Raw genomic sequence first — 22,728 nt, 5'->3', positions numbered from 1 at the left:
ACCCTGCCGGCCAGTCGAGCGTCTTAGGTGTAGTAATGGTGGCGGAACAATCTCGGCCAGCAGCCGAGCACACATACACACGAGGACGCTATGAGTAACCCGGAAACATACGATCACACGCTCGACGCACCAACCGCACCAGCCGTCGCAGCGCCGGTTATGCCGCTTCCCGACGAAGCATACTACCGGCGCGCGCCGCAGCGCGGCCGCAACGCCGGCCTGGGCATCGCGCTCGTGGTGGTCGGCCTGGCGCTGCTGGCGTTTCAGATGCTGGGCCGCGGCTTCCCGCTCGGCAGTGGCAGCTACACCCTGGTCGATAAGCAGGTGCGCGGCAGCGCCCTCGAGCTCGCAGTCGAGGCGTCGAATGTGGAAGTACACGCCTGGGACGGCAACGAGATCAAGATCGTGGCGGTCCAGCGCGGCGGCTCGCAGGGCGACTACGAAGTGAACGTGAGCCAGCGCGGCGACACAGTGAGCGTAACCGAAAATCGCCGCTCCAGTTTCTGCTTCTTCTGCTCGAACAACATCACCTACCGCATCGACGTGCCGCATAGCGGCCAGGCCAACATCAAAACCTCCAGCGGCGAGATCACGGTCGACGGGCTGAGCGGCCCAGTGACGCTGACGACATTCAGCGGCAATGTGCGCGGCGACGAGCTGAAGGGCGGGCTGACGGTTGGCACCACCAGCGGCAATGTCGAATTAAACGGCATCGCCGGGGCGCTCAAGGTCGATACGATCAGCGGCAATGTCGAGCTGACCGATGGGCAGGTCGGCGGCGCGGCAATCAGCAGCACCAGCGGCAATGTCGAGCTCGACGGCGCCAGCGGCCAGCTGCAGATCAACACTGTCTCGGGGAATGTGACTGTGAACGACGCGCGCACCAGCCAGCTGAATATCTCGACCAGCGACGGCAATGTCGAGTTCCAGGGCGATCTTGGCGCTGGCGCCAGCCAGGTCAGCACGCTTTCGGGGAACGTCCAGCTCGAGCTGCCCGAGCAGAGCAGCTTCAAGCTGGACGCTAGCTCGGCTAGCGGCGAGGTCAGCAGCGACTTCCAGTTGGCCCAGGCCGAGAGCGGGCGCAACAGCCTGAAGGGCGTGGCCGGTAGCGGCGCGGCCAGCCTGACGCTCAACACCACCAGCGGCGAGATCACCGTCGAGGCGCGCTAGCGCCATGAGCGCGCTGCTGCGCCCGTGCTCCAGAGGCCCGGCCGGCTACGTGCCGATCTCGACGCGCACATCGTCGGCGTCGCGCCACGGCTGCTGGTGCCCGAGCCAGTCGGTGGCGCGGGCGCGAAAGGCGTAGCCGCCTGGGCCAGGCGGCACAAACGCCGCCTCGAGCGTCGTAGCGCCTCCTAGCCAGTCGCTCCAGCCGCCATCGGGCAGAGCACGCACCTGCACATCGAACGCGGCAATGCCGCTCACGTCGTCGGAGCCGCCCCAGCGCACCAGCACGCTGCCGTCGGGCTGGCGCTGCGCCTCGGTAGCGCGCGCCTCGGGCGCGGCCACATCCTCGCGCGGAAGCCACTTCACCGCGTCAAAGCGCACTGCCCGCCCGTCGTCGCCCGTCACGTCGCTCAGCTCGATCGCCACCGCCGGGTCGGCCACCTGGTACACCCCCAGCGACACCCAGCGATCGCCGGCAGCGCCTTGGTCGATCGTCACGTCGCGCGCCGTGCCGTCGTGCTGTACGCGGTAGCGCGCGGCCTGCGTGGCCGGACGGCCACACGCCGGGATGTAGGCGAACGCCTCGGAGAAGCCCAGCCCCGGCAGCCGCGCGGCCCAGCGCGCGCGGTTCTCGCTCTGCGCCGCGTCGGGGGTGCCGTACGTCCAGGCGTGCCGCCCGCCCACACCACAGTCGGCGTCGTACCACTGCACTGCAGCTTCGCCGCCATAGCCGGCGCCGCCATCGTCGACGACGATCGCGTTAGGCTCGGCTGGCGGGGCGGCCGGGCCGGCAGGAGCAGCGCTCGCCGGCGGCGCGCCGGTGTCCGCTCCCATCCACAAAAACGTCACCTGCACCCAGTCCGACTGTGTCATGCCCAGGTCGTCCCAGAATGCGCCGTCGGCGATATCAATACCGTTGGGCGTGCGAATACGCCGCCCGAACTCGTCGCGGCCGCCGTGGTAGCCGTGCTGGTAGGCGGCCTGCGCCATCGGCAGGCCGGCCGGCAGGTCGCCATAGCGCCGCTGGGGCTGCCAGTACTCGTCGCGGGTGTTCCAAGGGCCGACATCCCACACCGGCAGCACCACACTGCGGTCGCGGTAGGTCACGCGCACCTGAAACTCATTGCCGCCGTCGCTACTGAGCACCGCCGACGAAGGCAGCGCCACAAAACGGTCGCGCGGGCGAATGCGGTGCCCGTTGGCGGTACGGTGGCCCACCAGGCCCTCGCGCGTGGCGAACACCGTGTAGGTGGGCGCGGCCGGCGGGGCGGCCTGCGCGCGCGCGGGCGCAGGCGCGGGCGCGATCGCGCCTGCTGCGTACAACAGCACCAGAGACGCCGCTGCAAGGGGGCGCCGAAATATCAACACACTATTATCCTCTCACGAGATGAAACCAACGCCGCGCACGGCAAACAGCGCGCACAGCGCGTAAGCAACCGGCCTGCGAGAATGAAAGGGTCGCGAAGGGATCCGGGAAGGGGAACATTCCATAGCGGAATGCCGGTGTGGCCGATGCGGGCAGTGAATCTGATTGTGCGGGCGCGCGCTGCTCGTGCCGGGGAGCCCACTCACACAGTGGTACGCTGCGGCGCTGAGCATAGCGCCCGGGTCTATCACTTTGATCCATGCTTGAGCGCCATTATACCGGAGCATGCATGCTTGTCAAGCAATGTGAGGATTTCGTTATGCCGTGCGTCATACTGGTGCAGGCCTTTTCGAACCGTCGCATTGCGGCGACAAGGAGGAACTCATGACGATGAGGCGACACGCGTTGATTGGCATGATCGCGGCGCTCGTGGCGCTGCTGGCCGGCGCGCCGGCCGCGCTAGCCGGCGGCTGGGCGATGGTCACGCTCGACGAGCTGCCCCAGGAGGTGCGCGCCGGCCAGCCGATCCGGATCGGCTTTGTGGTGCGCCAGCACGGGCACACGCCCACCAATCTCGGTACCGACCAGCTGCCGATCCGGCCGACCCTGACGATCTCCCAGGCCGGCGACGCTGCGCCGCTCGCTTTCCCGGCCCGCCAGGAAGGCCCAACTGGCCACTTCGTCGCCGATGTCACATTTCCGCGCGCGGGCGCCTGGAACTGGTCGATCGACAATCTGGGCTATTTCATCCAGGATAACCCCGGCGGCAACAGTGACGCGATGCAGCTAGCACCGATCACCGTTCTGCCTGGCGCGCCGGCGGCCAGCCAGCCCGCCGCGCCGGCCGGGGGCGGGCTCGCCAGCGCCACGCTGCTGCGCTGGGCCGGGCTGGCCCTGCTGCTCGCCGCGCTCGTGGCGCTGCTCGCCGGCCAGCGCGTGCGAGCCGGGAAACTGCGAGGCTCGCATGGCTAAGCTCAGCCTGGCGCTTGCCGCGCTCGGGCTGGCCCTGCTGGTCGCCTCAGCGCTGCCGGCGACGGCTACATCCCCCGCGCCCGCGCCGGCCACGCCAGCTGGGGCGGAAGCTGGCTACGGCAAGGCGCTTTTTGTCGCCAAGGGCTGCGTCGCGTGCCACCACCACGCCGCAGTCGCCCGCTCGGGCCAGTTCGGCGGCGAGGGCACGCCCGACCTGAGCAGCTACCGCGGCGACGCCGAGTTCCTCCAACGCTGGCTGGCCGACCCGCCAGCGGTGCGGCCGGGCACCGCAATGCCCAAGCTCGGCCTGAGCGAGCGCGAGATCGCCGCGCTGAGCACGTTTCTGCTGAGGCTATAATCAAGCGCGGAGCCACACAGCCACAGGAGCCGCCGATCGTGAGCGAGGCCGGCGCACCACGAGCCGAACCGAACGACGCCGACGCGCTGCTGGTCGCGCGCATCCGCGCAGGCGACGACGACGCATTCGCAGCCCTGATGGAGCGCCACCAGGCGGCACTGTTCCGCTACTTGCGCGGCCTGCTCGGCGACCCCGAGCAGGCGCGCGATCTGCTGCAAGAAACCTTTCTGCGCGCCTTTCGCGCCATCGGCAGCCTCGATCAGCCAGGCATGCTGCGCAGCTGGCTGTTTCGCATCGCGCATAATCAGGCGCTCTCGGCGCTGCGCCGCCGCAGGCTGGTGGGCTGGCTGCCGCTGCCGATCGGGCTGCGCAGCGCCGCGCCCGAGCCCGATCGGCACGCCATCGCATCGGCCCACGTCGCGGAAGCGCTGGCGCGCGTGCCGCCGCAGCAGCGCGCGCCGCTGCTGCTGCACCTGGTGGCCGGCTTCTCGTACGCCGAGGTTGCCGCGCTGCTGGGCCTGAGCGAGGGCACCGTGCGCATGCGCATCAGCCGAGGCCGCGCGGCATTTCGGGCCGCCTATGGCGCCGGGGAGGACGACGATGCATCCTGATACTGCGCGGCTGGCGGCCTACCTCGACGGCGCGCTCGCCCCGGCCGACCACGCCGAGCTGCGCGCGCACCTGCTGGCATGCCAGGCGTGTGCGGCGCGCCTCGCGCGCCTGCGCGACGACGCGCATACGATCGAGCGGGCGCTGGCGGCCAGCCCGGCCCCCGACGTGCGCGCGGCGGTTCGCGCGCGCCTGCGCCACGGCCGATCTGCCTGGCTTGCCCCGGTGGCCGGGCTCGCCGCCGGGCTGGCGGCGCTGCTGCTGCTGGCCCTGCTGCTGAGCACAGGCCGTGCTGCAACCAGCGCCTCGGCGCCTGGCGTGCTGTTTGTAACCGATCGCGGCGGGCGGGTTGTCGCGCTCGACGCCGCCAGCGGGGCATGGCTGCGCGCCGGCACAATCGGCAGCGCGCCGGGCGCGATCGTCTACGACGCCGTGCGCGACCGCCTGTACGTGGCCCTGCGCCAGGCGGTTGTCGCCCTCGACCCGGCCACGCTCGCGGTGCGCGACCGCTGGGAGGCCCCGGCCGCCATCGGCGCCACCGGCGCGCTCGCGCTCGACGCCGCGCACGCGCGGCTGTACGTGGCGGCAGCCAATGGCGCGGCCGCGCTCGCGCTCGACGGGCCAGCCCTGGCGCTGGCGCGCACCTACGATCTGCGCGCCACCCCAAACGCGCTGGCGCTTGCGCCCGATGGCGCGACGCTGCTGGCGCTCGCCGCCAGCCAGGCGCGCGTCTGGAGCATCGACGTGCGCAGCGGCGCTAGCACTGCGCAGACGCTGGCCCAGCCCGACATGGCGCGCAGCGGCTGGCTGGCGATCAGCCGCGACGGCGCGAAGGTGTACGTGGCGCTGACGCGCGCCGCGCCCGACGCGCGGCCAATGATCTGGCGGATCGCCAGCAGCGACCGATCGAGCATCGCGGCCACCCTCGACGCCCTGCCGCCGCTGTGGGATCTCGAGCTGCTTGCCAACGGCTTGCTGGCGCTGCCGCGCGGCAACGGCGCCAGCGGCGGCATCGAGCTGCTGGCGAGCGATACGCTCAGCACCACCGCGCGGATCGACTCCTCGAACGACCAGCACCACGTGGTGGTTGGGCCGGGCGGCAGCTTCTTCGGCCTGAACTTCGCCCACAACACGATCACGCGCTACAGCTCGGCCGCGCCCGGCGTGGCCTGGCGCACCGCTGCGCGCGCCGACTGGCAGCCCTGGGACGGAGTGTTCGTGCCTGGCAGCCCCTGACGCGCCACTGGCGGCCGCCCTAGCCTACGACACGCAATCGTTGACGGCGGCCGCGCGGGCGTGCGATAATGCGCTTCCCTTTCAGCAGAGGAGGCGCAATGGACGAGCAGCACTCCGGCGAGATCGTATCGCTCTACGCCCGGCTGGCGGCACTCAAGCTGCTGCCGCGCACCGGCTGGCTGCAGCGCGGCGTGGCTCAGCCTGAAAGCGTGGCCGAGCACACCTTCGGCGTGGCAGCCCTGGCGCTGCTGGTGGCCGGCGCCGAGCCTGGGCTCGACCAGGGCAGGCTGCTGGCGATCGCGCTGGTGCACGACATGGCCGAGGCGCTGCTGGGCGACCTGCCGGCGAGCGCCAGGCGCCTGCTGGGCGCCGATGCCAAGCACGCCGCCGAGCGCCAGGCCGCCGCCGAGCTGTTCGGCGCCCTGCCGCAGGCCGGCCACTACCTCGCGCTGTGGGACGAATACGCGCGCGGCGCCAGCCGCGAGGCCCGGCTCGTCAAAGGGCTCGATCGGATCGAGATGCTCGCGCAAGCGCTGGCCTACGAGCGCGCCGGCAGCCGCGCGCTGGCCGAGTTCTGGGAAGGCGCCGGCGCGGGCTGGGACGACGAATTCCCCACGCTGCGCCAGCTGGCCGCCATCCTGATCGAGCAGCGCGCGGCACTTGACACGCGCCCGGCGCGCGGGGTATACTGTACGCAGTGATAAAAATCACGTACCGATGGTCGCTCCTTCGTTAGGCGCGGCGCTCACACAAACACAGGTCACTGTCCCGAACCGTCGAAAGACGCTAAGGGGCACACGGCGCGGCCCGGCCTAAGGGTCACGTCAAGGTGACTGCACGGCGCTACGTTGTGTGAGTGCTTAAGCTCAACCAGGGGGGAGAGGACAGCGCGAAGCCGCGTTTCCGCCCCCTTGCACCCACTGCGAGGGGGCGTTTTGATGGAGTTGTATGGACGGCGGTCATAGTTCCACTGTAGCTCACATCCGCAACTTGGCGGCGCAACCCGCCGCTGCGCCCATCGCGTGGGCGCGCCTGTTGCCGGCCGCACGTCTGGCGCGCCTCCTCGGCGCCTGACGCGTGCCGCCTCCGGCCCCCGCGCGTGAGTGGCGTAGGGGCCTTGTTTGCCGGCAGTCTGCGGCAGACGGAGGCGCGCAATGCTCTTCCTCGCATCGATCCTCGACAGCGCCGTCCACGGCGCAAGCGGCGAGCCGCTCGGCCGGCTCGACGACGTGATCGTGCATATCAGCGGCGACCCGTACCCGCCGATCAGCGGCCTGGTGGTGCGCGATCGCCGGCGGCTCTTCTTTGTTCCCGCATCCCAGCTCGTGTCGATCAACGGCGTCGCCAAGCTCAGCACCTCGACGGTCAACCTCGGCCCGTTCGGCCGGCGCGACGGCGAAGTGCTGCTGCGCAAGGACGTGCTCGACCACCAGATTATCGACATCACCGGCCGCCGGATTGTGCGCGTGAACGACGTGCAGCTGGCCCATACCGAGAGCGCCTACCGCCTGATCGGCGTTGATGTCAGCCCGCAGGCGCTGGTGCGCCGGCTGGGGCCGCGCCGCCTGGCCGACCGGATCATCGGCCGGCAGATCATCGACTGGCGCGAGGCCCAGTACCTCGCTAGCGCCGCGCCGGTGCAGCTCAAGGTCTCGTACGACCGGCTCTCCGAGATCAACCCCGTCGATCTGGCGCGCATCGTCGACGCGCTCTCGTACCGCGAGAGCGCCGAGATCGTCGCGGCCCTCGACGACGAGACCGCCGCCGAGACACTCGAGGAAGTCAGCGACGAGCGCCTGGCCGACCTGCTCGAGGGCATGGATCAGGAGCGCGCCGCCGATATTCTTGAAGAGATGGCGCCCAGCGCCGCTGCCGACGTGCTGGAAGATCTCGATGACGAGGTGGCCGAGCAATTGCTGGCGCGCATGGAGCCCGAAGAGGCCGCCGACGTGCAGCAGCTGCTGGCCTACGACGAAGACAGCGCCGGCCGGATCATGACCACCGACTTCGTGCGCGTGCGCGTTGGCTCCAGCGTAGGCGAGGCGCTGCAGCTCATCCGCGCGCTCGAAGAGGTGCCCGACCCGCTGCTGGCGGTGTATGTCGTCGGCGATCAGCCCGACGGCGCCACGCCCTCCGCGCCGCTGGCCGACGACGAGCCGGCCTACCTGCACGGCATTGTGCGGCTGCGCAACCTGATCCTGGCCGCCCCCGGCACGCCGCTCACCGAGATAATGGACGACGATGTGCCGACCGTCAGCCCCGAAGATCGGGCCGAAGACGCCGCACGCGTGCTCGCCGAGTACAACTTGCTGGCCGTGCCGGTGCTCGACGAGACCGGCCGCATGATCGGCATTGTCACCGTCGACGATGCGCTGGCGGTGATGCTGCCCGAGATCTGGCAGCGCCGTGGCGCGCGCGCCTTCGGGTAGCGCGGTCGTCGTCAGTTCGCTGTGATCTTGCTGATCATCATGAGACTTTATTGGAATAGGACTTACGCAGTTGCCTTGTCCGGCTCCCGCAATCGGGCGCATTTGCCTGCGGCAGCATGGTACTTCTCCATCTTCTGTCTGAGTTTTTCCGCACTCCGCGCGGAAAAACCCATACAATAAACGAGGTAGTACCGCTCTACCGAAGGCTAAGCCCGCCAACTGCGTAAGTCCTACAGTCTATTACAATGCTGGGGTGGGTCGGCCTCGGCGGCTAGAAATGGAGTACACGCGTGGCACACGATCACGAGAGTGCCCAGGCCATCGCAGCACACGAGCCGGCCGCCCCGCCCGACACGGTGCGCGAGCGCCTGCGCAGGCGCCGCCGCACGCTCTGGCCCTACCTGCTGGCGCTTGGGCCGGGCCTGCTGGCCGCCAGCGCCGGCAACGACGCCGGCGGCATCGCCACCTACGCCTCGGCCGGCGCATCATACGGCTATGGCCTGCTCTGGGCTATGGTGATCGTCACGATCTGCGTCGGCGTGGTGCAAGAGATGAGCGCGCGGCTAGGCGCGGTGACGGGCAAAGGCTTCTCCGACCTAGTGCGCGAGAACTTCTCGCTGCGCGTGACGGCGCTGATCCTGCTCACGCTGTTCGTCGCCAATTTCGGCATCATCGTCTCGGAGTTTGTTGGCATCGCCGCCGCCGCCGAGCTGTTCGGCGTCAGCCGCTATGTCGCCGTGCCAGTCACCGCCGGCCTGGTGTGGCTGCTGATCACCCGCGGCTCGTACGACCGCGTCGAGAAGATTTTCCTGGTGCTGACGCTCGGCTTCTTCGCGTATATCGGCGCGGCCTTTCTGGCGCGGCCCGATTGGGGCGAGGTGCTTGTGGCCACCGCGCTGCCGCGCCCGCCGCTCGAGGTCGGCTACCTGCAGCTGCTGATCGCGCTGATCGGCACGACGATCTCGCCCTACATGCAGCTCTACGTCCAGTCGTCGGTGGTCGAGAAAGGCGTGACGCCCGAGGAGTACCGCTACACCCGCTTCGACGTGTTCGTCGGCACGCTGTTTGCCGGGCTGGTCGCGTCGTTCATTATTATCGCCACCGCCGCCACGCTGTTCCCGCGCGGCATTGCGATCGAAACCGCCGCCGACGCTGCGGTGGCGCTCGAGCCGGTGGCCGGGCCATACGCGCGGCTGCTGTTCGGCCTGGGGCTGCTGGGCGCCTCGCTGCTGGCGGCCGGCGTGCTGCCGCTGGCCACAACCTATGTGATGAGCGAGGCGCTGGGGTTCGAGCGCGGCGTATCGCGCTCGTGGAGCGAGGCGCCGATCTTCATGGGCCTGTTCACCGGGCTGGTGGTGGTGGGCGCGCTGCTGGCGCTCATCCCCGGCCTGCCGCTGATCCAAGTGCTGGTGGGCGTGTATGTGCTGAACGGCCTGCTGCTGCCGATCGAGCTGTTCGCGATCCTCGCGCTGGTGAACAACCGCGAGCTGATGGGCGAGCATACCAACCGCCGTGGCTACAATGCGCTGGCCTGGGCAATTACGATCGTCGTCAGCCTGCTCTCGATCTCGCTGATTGCGATCACAGTGCTGGGGTGGTTCGTTTAGCAGCTGCTTGTTACCACATCCGGCTGATCGCGTGCTGTTTGGTGGGGGTTCGGGGGCGGCACAGCCGCCCTTGAATTTTAAGATGCCCCGCCCGGCGAAGCCTATGGTGGGGGTTCGGGGGCGGCACAGCCGCCCCAGATTTTTATGCCCTGCCCGGCGAAGCCGGGCAGGGCATAAAAGCAAGTGATCAAACGAAGTGAGTTTGAGCGGCCGGCCAAATGCGCCGCAATTAGCTCTGGCCCACCGGCAAGTAGGTCATGTAGTTCGAGCGCACGTCGCGCGACACGTCCGGCGCGGGGTTGTACAGGGCGCTGCCGGCCTGCGATGCGCGGATCGTGCAGGTGCCGGTGCTCGTCAGCGTCACCATATTGCCGCTGACTTTGCACGCGCCGCTGGCGCTCAGGCTCACCGCCAGGCCCGACGTCGCCGTGGCATTCACCGCAAACGGCGGGTCGCCGAAGCGCTTGATCGGCATGTCGGGGAAGACGATCGACTGGTTGGCTTTCTGCACCGTCACCGTCGTATCGGCCGTCACCGCCGCGTAGGTCGCATCGCCGGCCTGGCTCGCGCGGATGGTGCACGCGCCGACGCCGGTGATCTGCACGCTGCTGCCCGCGACAGTGCAGGCGTCGCTGGGGTTCGCGTCGGCATAGCTCACCGCCAGGCCGCTCGGCTGCGACGTGCCGCTGATCAGCGCGGTGGCGCTGACGCTGAAGGCCGGGTCGCCGTAGCGCTTCATCGGGATCTGCTCGATCGCCAGCACCTGGTCGATCTTGGTGATGTCGAACGCAACGCTGGTTGCGCCGAGGTAGCCGGCGGCGCTGGCCATCAGCTGGTAGCCGCCGCCGGCTTTGTTGATCGCCAGGTCGGTGAAGCTGGCCACGCCATTCACGGCGTTGCGCGTGACCGTGCCCAGCAGCGCTGCGCCGGCCGTGCCGGTGCCGCTCTTGATCGAGAGCGTGATCGGCCCGTTGAACGTGCTGTCGGGCTTGCCCTGCGCGTTCTGCGCCACTACCACCGGCTGCGCGCCAAACGCCTGGCTCAGCTGCGTGTTCGCCGGCTCCTGGTTGAACAGCAGCCGCGGCTGCGGCGTGCCGAGCGAGAGGTAGTTATGTAAATACCACGACTTACTCTCGTCGGCCGCGAGCACCACCAGCCCGGTGTAGGCATTCAGCGTCTGCTTGGTCGACGTAGCGTTGTTGATACAGGTGTACGTTTTGCTCTGAATAAACGGCGTGCCTTTGCCGGCCGGGAAGCTAGGCGCATCCATGCTCGTCGACTTCATGTAGATCACGCCGCAGCTAGTGGGCGAGGTGGCGAAGATGTAGATCTTGCGGTTGGTCGTATCGAGCAGCAGAATCGGCCGGGTGTGGTCGTCGCCGACAGTGCCGAAGGTCGTGGCCGTCCAGACGCCGGTGGGCTTGCGCACCACCAGGCGGATCAGCGGCGAGGTGCCGTTGCCGCCACAGCCGCTATCGCCAAACGAAGTCTTCACCACCGCGTAGATCGTGCCGGTCGAGTCGGCCTGGATCGACTTAATGTTCATGTGGTCGTCGGCGGCGCACTTGGCGGTGTAGATCGTCTCGATCGGCTGCCAGGCTGTGTCGGCGTCGCCGTCTTTATGGATCGCGTAATACATCGACGACGGCACCACGTGATTGCTCCACAGCACGCCGATCTTGCCGCCGCTGGCGTCGCGGTACGAGACGATCCCCGAGATATCGTCGGGGTCGATCGTGCGCGCGCCGGGGATGATGAATGGTGTGCCCCACACCGCGTCGCTGCTGGTGCTGCGGTTGACGTACACCTGATTCGACTGGGTGAACGTGACCCACAGCCTGCCAGTGCTGTCGCGCTCGAGCGAGATCGACTCGCCGCCGCCCGGCCGCACCACCACAGGGCCGACCTCGCGGGTATACTTCTTCTGCGCCGGGTCGTAGCCGTAGCGCGTGTAGCGGCCGTCGACCGAGTAGCTGCCCGAGACGGCATACAGCTTGCCGCTGGTGTCGTCCCACAGGAAATCGCCCTGGGTGCTGGGGCGCTCGTCGATCTCGGTGCCGGTGTCGATCCAGTTCTGCGTCGCCAGGTCGAGGCGGTAAATATGAAACGCCGGGCGTGGGCTGTTGGTATTGTTGAACATGCTGGCCCACCAGAAGCCGTCGTTGAACCACAGCTTGCTCTGCGGCTTGTCGGCGGTGGGCGTCACGACATTGGAATAGTTATAAGAGAAATCGGAATAGCCGGCCTGCTCTTGCGCCGCGCCATACGCCAGCGGCGCCGTGCCAACCCACGGGCTGGCGAGCATCGCGACCATGGTGCCAAACACACTCAGAAGCCATACAAGCTGATAGCGCCGCATACCTAATCACTCCGTCTACATTTCATTTTTCAATCGCTGGTTTTCCCATACGAACAACCAAGCCTGGCGCAGCGATAGCTGGGCATACGCGCACAGGCCGCGTGCCAACGCTGGCACAAAACACCTTGAGAACTTGCTTGAAAGCGAGGGCTGGCGCGATATAGCCGTGTCAAAGGGCTAAAAGTGGGCCATCTATGGCCAACACGCGGGCCTACGGCAAGGCTGCGCCCCGCGTATTCCCTGCTTTTCAAGCAGCCCCTGAAAGGGCCATACAGAGGCAAGCTACCTACGGGCTGGTGCAACATTAGCGCCCAGTATACGCCAAGCACCTATCAAGATGAAGTGACACTTTTGTTAAGCGCTGGCGCAGCTGGCGTAAAGCGCCGATTAAAAAATAGCGCGTTGCGATGCGAAAAGCGCATCAGAATGCGGCGCCAGCCAGCCTGCCGCGCGCCCGATCGCCGAGTAACATCTTTGACATCGAGGCATACCTCGGCACGCTCGTACCTGTGCGCGGCCGCGCCACCGCGTAATACCAAATTCGGCTGAACACTTGTTCTGTGTCCATTTTCCGCGTTCCGCGCGGAAAAACGCACACGCCCAAAAGGAAGGTAGCGCTTTGCCAAAGGCTGAGGGCGCCGACCGCGTACTTCCTAAAGCCATTATTCGAATACTGCGCGTATAATAGGCCCAGGAATTCACATATGCACGGAGCCAGCACGCTATGCCGCCGAAGCCTCAGTCGCCCGCCGCATCGCCGCCGGTCGAGTCACGCCGCATGGTGGTGTGCGCCCACGCCGGCAGGTGCGAATCGCACGTCGACCCGTCGCGCATCAGCGAGCTGCTGACCCAGCCCGGCACATTCGTGTGGCTCGATCTGCAGAACCCGCAGGCCGAAGACATCCAGCTGTTGCGCGATGAGTTTCAGTTCCACCCGCTGTCGATCGAAGACGCGACCCGCCACCACGAGCGCCCCAAGCTCGAAACCTTCGAGCAGTACTACTTCATGGTCTTCTACCAGCTGAACTACGACGACGCCGCCAGGCGGCTGCGCAGCCATGCGCTTGGGCTGTTCATCGGCGCCAACTACCTCGTGAGCGTGCACCACGGCCCGATCACGACGATCGACGAGACGCTCACGCGCTGGCAGGCCAGCACCGCCGAGTTCAACAACGACGCCGGCGCGCTGATCTACGCGCTGCTCGACGCGATCGTGGACGACTACTTCCCGGTGCTCGACAAGCTGGCCGACCAGGTCGAAGAGATCGAGCAGCAGATCTTCGAGCACTTCCGCGAAGAGGCGCTCCAGTCGGTGTTCAGCCTCAAGCGCGACCTGCTGACGGTGCGGCGGGTGGTGGCGCCCGAGCGCGACGTGCTGAACGTGCTGATCCGCCGCGAGGTGCCGATCTTCGAGCGCAATACCATCCTCTACCTGCAGGACGTGTACGACCACATCGTGCGCATCACCGACAGCATCGATACCTACCGCGACCTGCTGTCGAGCGCGCTCGACGCGTTTCTGTCGCTGCAGTCGAACCAGCTGAACCAGATCGTCAAAGTGCTGACGATCACGTCGATCGTGCTGATGTGCGATGCGCTGATCGCCGGGATCTACGGCATGAACTTCGAGTTCATGCCCGAGCTGCACTGGCGCTTCGGCTACCCGCTGGCGCTGGCCCTGATGGTGGTGGTGAGCACGGCGCTGCTGCTGTTCTTCCGGCGGCGGCGCTGGCTCTAGCCTGCACAAGCGAAGGCAACTATGCCCAAACGCATCCTGATCTGCGCCACCCAGGTGCCGTTCGTGCGCGGCGGCGCCGAGCTGCTGGTCGAGGGCCTGCGCGACGCACTGCGCGAGCGCGGGCATAGCGTCGACGTGGTGAGCCTGCCGTTCGCCTGGCAGCCGCACGAGCAGATCGCCCAGTCGGCGCTGGCCTGGCGCCTGCTCGACCTCACGCACGTCAACGCCGCGCCGGTCGACCAGGTGATCTGCACTAAGTTTCCATCGTACGCCGTGCGCCACCCGCGCAAGGTGGTATGGCTGGTGCACCAGCACCGCCAGGCCTACGACTGGTATGGCACGCCCTTCAGCGACTTCGCCAACACCGCCGAAGACCGCGCCATCCGCGAGCAGCTGCTGCGCATGGATCGCGCGCTGCTGGGCGAGGCCGCGCGGCGCTACACGATCTCGCGCAACGTCGGCGAGCGGCTGCGGCGCTTCAACGGCCTCGGCAGCACGCCGCTGTACCCGCCAAGCCGCTACGCCAGCCGGCTGCGCGCCGGGCCCTACGGCGAGTACATCCTCTCCGACGCGCGCCTCGACGCCGCCAAACGGCTCGACCTGCTGCTGCGCGCGCTGGCTCGCACCAAAACCGCCGCGCGCTGCGTTCTCATAAGTGCAGGCCCCGAGCGCGCGCGGCTCGAGCGGCTGGCCGCCGACCTGGGGCTGGGGGCGCGCGCCGAGTTCCGCGGCTACGTCGGCGACGACGAGCTGATCGGGCTGTACGCCGGCGCGCGCGCGGTGTACTACGCGCCATTCGACGAAGATTACGGCTTTACAACCGTGCAGGCGCTCGCGGCGGCCCGCCCGGTGATCACCAGCACCGACGCCGGCGGCGTGCTCGAGTTCGTCGAGGATGGCGTGAATGGACTGGTGGCGCCGCCCGACCCCGACGCGATCGCCGGCCAGATCGACCGCCTGGCGGCCGACCAGGCGCTGGCCGCGCGGCTTGGCGCGGCTGGCCCTGCGCACGTGTCCGGCATCGGCTGGGATGGCGTCGTCGACGCGCTGGTGCTGTGATCGCCCGGCCCTGCGGCGCACAGCCGCGCGGAGGACACACTCAATGGAGCAAACACCCCAGCCGCGCCTGCGCCCGATGGCGCTGGCCGACATGCTCGACACCGCCTTCCGGCTGTACCGGCGCCACTTTCTGACGTTTGTCGGCATCGTGGCGCTGCTGCAGGTGCCCATGGCGATCGTGCAGTTTCTGGCGCAGATGCCCTATGCCCAGGCGCTGCAGCGCATGGCCAGCCGGCCGCTGGCGCCCGGCCCGAGCCCATTCGATATCTTCTCATTCAGCCAGATCATAGCCTACTACGCATTGATCGTGCTGCTGAGCGTGGTGCAGTACCTGGTGGTGTACAACCTGATCACCGGCGCGCTGGCGAACGCGATCGCGCGCAGCTACCTCGGCCAGCCGATCTCGATCGTGGCGGCCTACCGCATCGGCGCCAGGCGCGTGCTCGCGCTGATCGGCGCCTCGCTCGTGCCGTTCGTGCTGTTTCTGCTGGCCTTCGGCCTGGTGGCCGGCTGTGCCTTCGCGGCCTTCTGGTCTACCGGCCTGCTGGATGGCCGCCAGCCCAACGCCGCGCTCACGTTTGTGGCTGCGCTCGGGCTGATCGGCCTGGTGCTGCTGCTGATGCTGGGCGCGCTGCTGCTGTACGTGCGGCTGCTGTTCACCACCCAGGCGATCGTGATCGAGGGCCACGGCTCGCTGGCGGGCCTGCGCCGCAGCTGGCGGCTGGTGGGCCTGTCGTTCTGGCGCAGCGTGGGGATGGTGCTGCTGGTGTATGTGTTCGTATGGCTGATCTCGACGGTCGTGCAGCTGCCGATGGTGGCGCTGGCCGCCGCCGCAGCGTTCGCCTTCGACAACCTGGCGCTGTCGCAGGGGCTCAACCTGCTGGCCACCTACGCCGTGCTCATCCTGGTCTTGCCGCTGCAGTTCATTATCTTTACCCTGCTATACTACGACGTACGCATGCGCAAAGAGGGTTACGACCTCGAGCTGATAGCCCAGCAGGCAGGCCCATGAGCCGCAAACCACCGCCCAAAAACCGTGCGCCGCGCCGGCGCAGCCGGCTGCGCGGATGCTGGCAGGCTGTGCTGATCGGGCTGCTGCTGAGCTGCTGGCCCTCGGCGCTGCCACACGCCCAGGCCCAGGCGGCGCCGCCCGACCTGCCAACCTACACCGGCTGGCTGCGCGAGGCCCACGCTGCGGCCCAGCGCGGCGACCGGCTGGGGCTCGAAGACGCCGCCGCCCGCCTGGAGGCGACAACCAGCGTGCGCCTGACGGACGGCGCCGTGGTGCCGGCCGATAACCACTGGCTCAGCGAGGCCCTGCGCGCCAGCAACCCCGACATCGCGGCGATTGGTGTGCGCCTCGGCGCGGTGCTCGACGCGCTGGCCCAGCCCGACTCGGTCGCGCCCGCCGATGCGCGCGCGCGCCTTGATGCCATCCTCGGCGCGCCGCCGTTCACGCGCGCCGCCCCCGACACGCCCAGCTGGGTGCGCGCCTTTCTCGGCTGGATCGGGCGCGCGCTTGAGCGCCTGTTCCGCCCGCTGGGCAGCGCCGTGGCGGCCAATAGCAGCGGCATCGCCTGGGTGTTCGCGGTCGGCGGGACGCTGCTGCTGGCGCTGGTGATCGGCTACCTCGCGCGCGGGCTGCGCCGCAGCGTGGCTGGCGGCGCCAGCGCGCCCGACGACATCGATACCGCGCTGACCGCCGCGGCAGCGCGCGAGCAGGCCGGCAGCCTGGCGCGCGGCGGCGACTACCGCAGCGCCGTGCGCTACCTGTACCTCGCCGCGCTGCTGCGCCTCGACGAGCGCGGGACGCTGCGCTACGACCGGGCGCTGACCAACCGCGAGTACCTCGAGCGCGTGCGCGAAAACCCGGCGCTGCGCGCGCGCCTGGCCGCTGTCGTCGATACGTTCGACCGCGTCTGGTACGGTCACAGCCCGATCGACGCGGCCGGCTTCGCCGCCTACCAGCGCGCCGTCGAGGCGCTGCGCGGCGAGGAAGTGGCGTGAAGGCTGTGCTCTACCAACCTGGTACCCGATGAAAAACCGGCAAGACATTATGATCATCGCCGGCCTCTTCGCCGCGCTGGCGCTCTTCATCATATTCGGCCCGGCGCGCCGCCCGCCCGACACCGACCAGCCCGAGGCGACGACGCACTCCAGCTCCGACACCGGCGCGCAGGCGCTGTACGACTGGACGCGCGCTCTCGGCTACGACAGCCGGCGGCTCGAGTACCGCGAGTTCGCGCTCGCCGAGCGCGACGCCGCGCTGATCATCCTCAACCCCAGCCAGCCGATCAGCCGCGCGCGCTCGCGGCAGGTGCTGAGCTGGCTCGAGCGCGGCGGCACGCTGATCATGGCGGTCGACCACGACGCGCTGTTCGCGTCGCAGAACGCGCTGCTCGCCGACCTGAAGTTCGATACGGCCGTGTACACCGGCACAATCGAGCAGGCCGCGCCGGCCCAGCCGGCCTTCGACCAGCCGCCGCTGAGCCAGCCGCCGCTGCGGGCTACCCGCGTACTGGTGCCGCGCCGCGACGACTTCGCAGCGCTGCTTGGCACGCCCGACGCGCTGCTGCTGGCCGGCGTGAAAGTTGGCAGCGGCTACGCCTACCTCAGCTCCAGCGCCTTTCCGTTCAGCAACGCCGGGCTGCGCGACGCCGACAACGCCGCGCTGGTGCTGAACCTGCTGCGGCGCGTCCCGGCCGGTGGGCGCATCCAGTTCGACGAGTATCACCACGGCTATTTCACGCCGCCCTCGGCGGGCCGGGCGATCTTCAGCAGCCCGTGGGGCTGGGCCGCAGCCTACGCCGTGCTGGCGATTGGGGTATACTTGCTGCTGAGCGGCCGGCGCTTCGGACGGCCGGTGCCGCTGCGCGAAGAGCTTGCGCGCCGCAGCATCGCCGAGTATGTCGAGAGCATGGCCGGGCTGCTGCAGCGCGGCGGCAAGCGCGCCTACATGCTGAGCCATTATCACGCTGCGCTCAAGCGCCGGCTGGCGCAGCGCGATGGCGTAAACCCGCGCCTCGACGACGACGAGTTTGTGGCCGAGCTGGCGCGCGCCCGCCCGATCGACCAGGCCGCCGTGGCCGGGCTGCTGCGCCGGCTGCGCGCCGAGCACCCAAGCGAGGCCGATCTGCTGCGCGCCGTAGCCGACGCCGACGCCATGGCCGAGGCGTTCGCGCAGCAGCGCTAGGAGCGACCATGTTCGACTTACTGTTCCCCAGCCGCAAAGAGCTTGAGGCGCTGATGCGCCGGCTCAGCGAGAACCCGCTGCTGGCCGCGCTGATGATGATCAGCCCGCTTGAGGTCTTCAAGCTGCTGAATATCATGCCGCAGTTCTTCAGCGGCTTTCTGCCAACCGCCGGCGAAGACGCGCCGCTGGCCGACGCGCTGATCCAGGCGCTGCGCGCCGGCCGCACCACGCTCGATCAGCCACAGGTGATCATCACCCCGCCGCCCGAGCCCGCCGAGCCGCCCGCGCCCGAGCCCGCCGGCACAGCCGCGCCGCCCGCGCTGACGCTGACGATCGCCAAGCCCGCGCTGCAGCAGGCGCTGCAGCTGTATGCCCAGAGCAACTTCACCGGCAAGACGTTCGTGTTCCCCGCGCAGAGCTGGATGGACGTGACCACGCGCGGCCAGTCGATCGCGCTCGAGCTCGAAGACCGGCGCGCGCGGATTGTGGCGCGCCTGCAGGGCACCATGGCGCTCAAGCTCGGCGGCATGCAGCTGGGCCTCGGCCCGCAGAACGCCAGCTTCCCGATCGAAGTCAACGTCTTCGCCGCGCTGAAGGTCGACGCGCAGAACCGCCTGTTCGTACACGTGAGCGACGGCGCAGTCAGCATCGGCCGCACGCCGCTGCCCGCGCGCCTGGCCAACGACCTGGTGGCGCGGCTCACCGAAACACTCGGCAGCATTCCGATCGTGCAGCTGCCTACGCGCTTCGAGATCCCCGGCGACCCGCCGGCCGACCTGGCACTGCAGCTGCGCCGGATCGGCATCGACGCCGCGGGCCTCGCGCTTGAGTTCGACCTATGATCGTTGGTGGCCCATGAACCGCTGGTTTGACACAATCGGGCCAACCATGGCGCTGCTCGACGAGGGGCTGAGCCTGTACCGGCGCAACTTCACCGGCTTTCTGCTGATCACCGCGTGCTGGTGCATCCCGGCGGCAATCACCACGGGCCTGCTGATCGTCGCGGCGTCGTGGCTCGAAGGCCCCTGGCCGGCGCTGCTGCTGCTCGCCGCGCTGCTGCTGCTGTTCCCGCTGCTGATCTACCTGATCGGCGGGCTCTCGCGCGCCGCAGCTACGGCGGCCAGCGGCCAGCCGGTGCGGCTGCGCGCGGCGCTGGCGATCGCGCCGCGCCGCGCCGCCGGCATGGGCTGCTTCACGATCGTCTTCGCTATGCTGGCGCAGATCATTACCTCAATGCTGAGCGTGATCTGCATCTGCCCGATGTACGTGGCCGGCTTCGCCCTGATTGGCGCGCTGGTTGCCGGCAGCCGAGCCGGGGCCGTGCCGGCCGGCATTGCAATCGTCGGCATCGCGCTGTTCGGCTTCTACGGCTCGCTGATGCTCTCGGGCGCCAGCGGTGGCGGCCTGTTCTATGGCCTGCAGCCATGGGTGCAGGAGCAGCTGCCCTTCGGCGCGAGCCTGCAGCGCAGCATCGACCTGATCGTGTACCGGCTGGGGCGTAACCTGCTAGCCTGGCTGATCGGCGCGCTGCTGCTGGCCGCCGCCGGCCTGACGGTCAGCGCTACGATCGGCGTGCTGCTGCCGCTGCCGCTGATCTACGCGCTCGGCGACTCGCCGGCCACCCAGGCGATTGCGGCCGTGGCTTGGGCGCTCGGCCTCATGGTGATCCTGCCGCCGCTGCCGATCTGGATGGCCTTGCTCTACCGCCACAACCGCGCCGCCTTCGACGGCGACGACCTGCAGGCCAAGGTGAATGAGTGGTGCAAGGCCGAAGCTTCAGTGTAGAACGGACATGAGAAGCCAGCCCGCGCGCCTCTGGCTGCTGGCTTTCGGGGGGAAATATGCTCACACACGACATCGCCACGCGCATCCGCGCCGAGGCCGGCAAGGTGCTGGTAGGCCAGGAAGAGCCGTTCAACCATATGCTGATCGCGCTGCTCAGCGGCGGCCACGTGCTGCTCGAAGGCGTGCCCGGCACCGCCAAGACGCTGATGGCCAAGACGCTGGCGGCGCTCACGCAGGCCGAGTTCAAGCGCGTGCAGTTTACGCCCGACCTGATGCCCTCCGACGTGATCGGAACCCAGGTGTTCGAGCTCGCCAGCAGCCAGTTCCGCCTGCGCAAAGGCCCGGTGTTCACCAACGTGCTGCTGGGCGACGAGATCAACCGCGCGCCGGCCAAAACCCAGAGCGCGCTGCTCGAGGCTATGGAGGAGCGCCAGGTGACGATCGAGGGCCAGCGGCTGGCGCTCCCCGAGCCATTCTTCGTCGCCGCCACCCAAAACCCGATCGAGTACGAGGGCACTTACCCGCTGCCCGAAGCCCAGCTCGACCGCTTTCTGTTCAAAGTGCTGGTGAGCTACGCGCCGCAAGACGTGGAAATTGAGGTGCTGCGGCGCTACCACCAGGGCTTCGACGCGCGCCGGCTCGAGGCTGCCCGGCTTGAGCCAGTGCTTACCCCCGACCTGCTGGCGCAGTGCCGCGCCGAGATCGCCGCCGTGCAGGTCGACGATGGGATCTTGAAATATATCACCGATATCGCCCTCGCCAGCCGCAAAAGCCTCGACCTGCTGCTGGGCGGGTCGCCGCGCGCCTCGATCGGGCTGCTGCTCGCGGCGAAGACCTGGGCGGCCATGCAAGGCCGCGCGTTCGCCGTCCCCGACGATGTCAAGTTCCTGGTGCGGCCGGTGTACCGCCACCGCGTCATCCTCAAGCCCGAGGCCGAGATCGAAGGCATGAACGCCGACACGGCGATAACCCGCATTCTGGCGAAGATCGAGGTGCCGAGGTAGCGCGTGCCGCCTGTTGGCTTCGGCGCAGAACGTCGCCAGGCTCGCCTGGTATCGTAGCTCGCAACTCGATTAGAACCTACGCAGTTGGCGCCCTCAGCCTTCGGCAGAGCGATACTATAATCTCCATATCGTGTCCATTTTCCGCGCGGAGTGCGGAAAATGGACACAGAAGATGAACAAGTACCACGCTGCCGTAGGCTCAATCCCGTACCATAAGGAAGCCGAATCACGCAAGTGCGTAACTCCTAATGGATATTCACAGCTCAGAGCGTGTATGATCCCCACTTTCCGCCTGCTCATATTTCTGCTGCTTGGGTCGCTGCTGGTGGCCGGCGTGGCGCTGGCCCCCACGCTGCTGTGGCTGGCGCTGGCCTACACCCTGGCCGTCGGCGCGCTGGTGGCGGCCGACTACTTCGTGACGCCCAGGCCCGACGCGATCGAGGCCGAGCGGATCAACGACACCAAGCTCTCGATCGGCGCCGACAACCTGGTGACGCTGCTCTTGGCCAACCGCAGCCCGCGCGCGCTGAGCCTGCAGGTGCGCGACGAGTACCCGTACGAGCTCACCAGCGACACCGTGATCGCCACGGCAGATGTCGCGCCCTACGGCCTGGCCGAGCTGCGCTACCACCTGCGGCCACAGCGGCGCGGCCAGTACGCCTTCGGCGACATCAACGTGCGCTACCTGAGCACGCTGAAGACGTTCGTGCGCCAGGCGCGCTACCCCGCCGCCGCGCCGGTGAAAGTCTACCCCAATGTGCTCGACGTGCGTAAGTACGATCTGCTGGCGCGCAAAGGGCTGCTGCTCGAGCTGGGGCTGCGCGCCGCCCGGCAGTATGGCCAGGGCAGCGAGTTCGAGCGGCTGCGCGAGTACAACACCGACGACGAGTTCCGCCGAATCGATTGGAAGGCTACCGCCCGGCGCGGCAAGCCGATTGCCGCTGAGTACGAAAACGAGCGCAGCCAGTATGTGCTCAGCGTGCTCGACACTGGCCGGCTGATGCGCCCGCCGGTGGGCGACGAGAGCGATGCGCCTGGCCTGGCCAAGCTCGACTACGCGATCAACACCGCCCTGCTGCTCTCGTATGTCGCCACACTCAAGGGCGACCATGTGGGCCTGCTGACGTTCGCCGACGATGTGCGCACCTACCTGGCGCCCAAGCGCGGCAAGGGCCAGTTCTACCGCATGCTCGAGGCGCTCTACAACGTGCAGATCGAGCCCGTCGAGGCCGACTACGGCCGCGCGCTGGCCTACCTTGGGCTGAAGCACAAGCGCCGATCGCTGGTGGTGGTGTTCACCGACCTGGTGACGCTCGAGGCGGCCCGGCCGCTGATCGCGCAGATGGCCCACCTGGCGAAGCGCCACCTGCCGCTATGCGTGGTGATCTCGGACCCGAACATCACCAGCATGGCCGCGCAGCCACCGCGCGACTCCGGCGCGGTATACCAGCGCGCCGTAGCCGAGATGCTGCTCGACGAGCGCCGGGTGGTGCTCGACACCCTCAACCGCAGCGGCGTGCTGACGCTCGACGTGCCCGCCGACAAGCTCACCGTCGGCGTCATCAATACCTACCTTGAGCTGAAAGCCCGCGGCGCGCTCTGATACGCCCTTCGCTTGATCACTTTATACCAAGTTCGCTTGATGACTTACACTTTGGTGGGGGTTTGGGGGCGGCTTCGCCGCCCCAATTCTTTTCTTGTGCGGCGCCCGGCTTGCCGGGCGCCGCCAGAAAACACAAGTAATCAAACGGAGTTGGTATTAGGAGTTACGCACTTGATCTGTGTGCGGTTTTTCCGCGCTCCGTAGTGCAACACACTGCGTGGCTTGGCCACGCAGCGCAACACC

Annotated in this window: 19 protein-coding genes and 1 riboswitch; of the genes, 17 read left to right on the top strand and 2 right to left on the bottom strand. The window is 68.3% G+C overall.

Going from position 1 to position 22,728, the window contains the following annotated elements; all coding sequences use genetic code 11:
* Positions 1-90: 90 nt before the first annotated feature.
* Positions 91-1,170, top strand: a complete 1,080-nt coding sequence (locus U0177_RS07200; protein ID WP_409569916.1) for a DUF4097 family beta strand repeat-containing protein — start codon at positions 91-93, stop codon at positions 1,168-1,170.
* 45 nt (positions 1,171-1,215) lie between these two features.
* Here the strand turns inward: U0177_RS07200 and U0177_RS07195 are convergent, their stop codons facing one another.
* Positions 1,216-2,496 carry a hypothetical protein gene (locus U0177_RS07195; RefSeq protein ID WP_409569915.1) on the bottom strand — a complete coding sequence of 427 codons (1,281 nt, stop codon included), beginning with the start codon at positions 2,494-2,496 and terminating at the stop codon, positions 1,216-1,218.
* A gap of 421 nt (positions 2,497-2,917) precedes the next feature.
* Here U0177_RS07195 and U0177_RS07190 point away from each other — a divergent pair, with 421 nt between their 5' ends.
* The 7 genes from U0177_RS07190 to U0177_RS07160 all read left to right on the top strand — a co-directional run bounded on the left by U0177_RS07190 (position 2,918) and on the right by U0177_RS07160 (position 9,744).
* Positions 2,918-3,505, top strand: coding sequence for a hypothetical protein (locus tag U0177_RS07190; RefSeq protein ID WP_409569914.1), 588 nt, complete (start codon positions 2,918-2,920; stop codon positions 3,503-3,505).
* Complete coding sequence (locus U0177_RS07185) at positions 3,498-3,863, top strand: c-type cytochrome (RefSeq protein ID WP_409569913.1); 366 nt, start codon at positions 3,498-3,500, stop codon at positions 3,861-3,863. Before U0177_RS07190 ends, U0177_RS07185 begins: the two co-directional genes overlap by 8 nt.
* Positions 3,864-3,901: 38 nt before the next feature.
* Complete coding sequence (locus tag U0177_RS07180; RefSeq protein ID WP_409569912.1) at positions 3,902-4,474, top strand: RNA polymerase sigma factor; 573 nt, start codon at positions 3,902-3,904, stop codon at positions 4,472-4,474.
* Positions 4,464-5,708 (top strand): zf-HC2 domain-containing protein, encoded by a 1,245-nt coding sequence (locus tag U0177_RS07175; RefSeq protein WP_409569911.1) that lies wholly within the window; start codon positions 4,464-4,466, stop codon positions 5,706-5,708. The genes U0177_RS07180 and U0177_RS07175 overlap by 11 nt, the downstream gene beginning before the upstream one ends.
* Before the next feature lie 98 nt (positions 5,709-5,806).
* Positions 5,807-6,409, top strand: a complete 603-nt coding sequence (locus tag U0177_RS07170) for an HD domain-containing protein (protein WP_409569910.1) — start codon at positions 5,807-5,809, stop codon at positions 6,407-6,409.
* A 20-nt stretch (positions 6,410-6,429) separates the two neighbouring features.
* Positions 6,430-6,592: riboswitch (M-box (ykoK) riboswitch) on the top strand.
* Positions 6,593-6,862: 270 nt separating this feature from the next.
* A complete protein-coding gene (locus tag U0177_RS07165; RefSeq protein WP_409569909.1) occupies positions 6,863-8,137 on the top strand; it encodes a magnesium transporter in 1,275 nt (424 codons plus the stop codon).
* 290 nt (positions 8,138-8,427) lie between these two features.
* Entirely contained in the window at positions 8,428-9,744 is a 1,317-nt protein-coding gene (locus U0177_RS07160) for an Nramp family divalent metal transporter (RefSeq protein ID WP_409569908.1), read from the top strand.
* Between the two features lie 229 nt (positions 9,745-9,973).
* Here the strand turns inward: U0177_RS07160 and U0177_RS07155 are convergent, their stop codons facing one another.
* A complete protein-coding gene (locus U0177_RS07155; RefSeq protein WP_409569907.1) occupies positions 9,974-12,103 on the bottom strand; it encodes a hypothetical protein in 2,130 nt (709 codons plus the stop codon).
* A gap of 724 nt (positions 12,104-12,827) precedes the next feature.
* On the opposite strand from U0177_RS07155, the gene corA reads away from it, so the two are divergent.
* The 9 genes from corA (at position 12,828) to U0177_RS07110 (ending at position 22,485) form a co-directional block, all read left to right on the top strand.
* Positions 12,828-13,841 carry a magnesium/cobalt transporter CorA gene (gene corA, locus U0177_RS07150; RefSeq protein ID WP_409569906.1) on the top strand — a complete coding sequence of 338 codons (1,014 nt, stop codon included), beginning with the start codon at positions 12,828-12,830 and terminating at the stop codon, positions 13,839-13,841.
* Between the two features lie 21 nt (positions 13,842-13,862).
* A complete protein-coding gene (locus U0177_RS07145) occupies positions 13,863-14,900 on the top strand; it encodes a glycosyltransferase family 4 protein (protein ID WP_409569905.1) in 1,038 nt (345 codons plus the stop codon).
* A 43-nt stretch (positions 14,901-14,943) separates the two neighbouring features.
* Positions 14,944-15,912 (top strand): glycerophosphoryl diester phosphodiesterase membrane domain-containing protein, encoded by a 969-nt coding sequence (locus U0177_RS07140; RefSeq protein WP_409569904.1) that lies wholly within the window; start codon positions 14,944-14,946, stop codon positions 15,910-15,912.
* On the top strand, positions 15,909-16,907 hold the full coding sequence (locus U0177_RS07135) for a DUF4129 domain-containing protein (protein ID WP_409569903.1): 999 nt from the start codon (positions 15,909-15,911) through the stop codon (positions 16,905-16,907). Before U0177_RS07140 ends, U0177_RS07135 begins: the two co-directional genes overlap by 4 nt.
* A 28-nt stretch (positions 16,908-16,935) precedes the next feature.
* Entirely contained in the window at positions 16,936-18,093 is a 1,158-nt protein-coding gene (locus tag U0177_RS07130) for a DUF4350 domain-containing protein (protein WP_409569902.1), read from the top strand.
* Positions 18,094-18,101: 8 nt separating this feature from the next.
* Positions 18,102-18,935, top strand: coding sequence for a hypothetical protein (locus tag U0177_RS07125; RefSeq protein ID WP_409569901.1), 834 nt, complete (start codon positions 18,102-18,104; stop codon positions 18,933-18,935).
* A 13-nt stretch (positions 18,936-18,948) separates the two neighbouring features.
* A complete protein-coding gene (locus tag U0177_RS07120) occupies positions 18,949-19,878 on the top strand; it encodes a hypothetical protein (protein WP_409569900.1) in 930 nt (309 codons plus the stop codon).
* Positions 19,879-19,934: 56 nt separating this feature from the next.
* Complete coding sequence (locus tag U0177_RS07115) at positions 19,935-20,882, top strand: AAA family ATPase (RefSeq protein WP_409569899.1); 948 nt, start codon at positions 19,935-19,937, stop codon at positions 20,880-20,882.
* Positions 20,883-21,156: 274 nt separating this feature from the next.
* The gene (locus U0177_RS07110; protein ID WP_409569898.1) at positions 21,157-22,485 is read left to right on the top strand and encodes a DUF58 domain-containing protein; all 1,329 of its coding nucleotides are present in this window, start codon (positions 21,157-21,159) and stop codon (positions 22,483-22,485) included.
* The last annotated feature ends 243 nt before the right edge of the window (positions 22,486-22,728 follow it).

It is taken from the genome of Kouleothrix sp. (genome assembly GCF_046328425.1).
Lineage (GTDB): Bacteria > Chloroflexota > Chloroflexia > Chloroflexales > Roseiflexaceae > Kouleothrix.
Note: the sequence above shows the minus strand (reverse complement) of the source record. Positions and strands in the feature narration are given on the sequence as shown.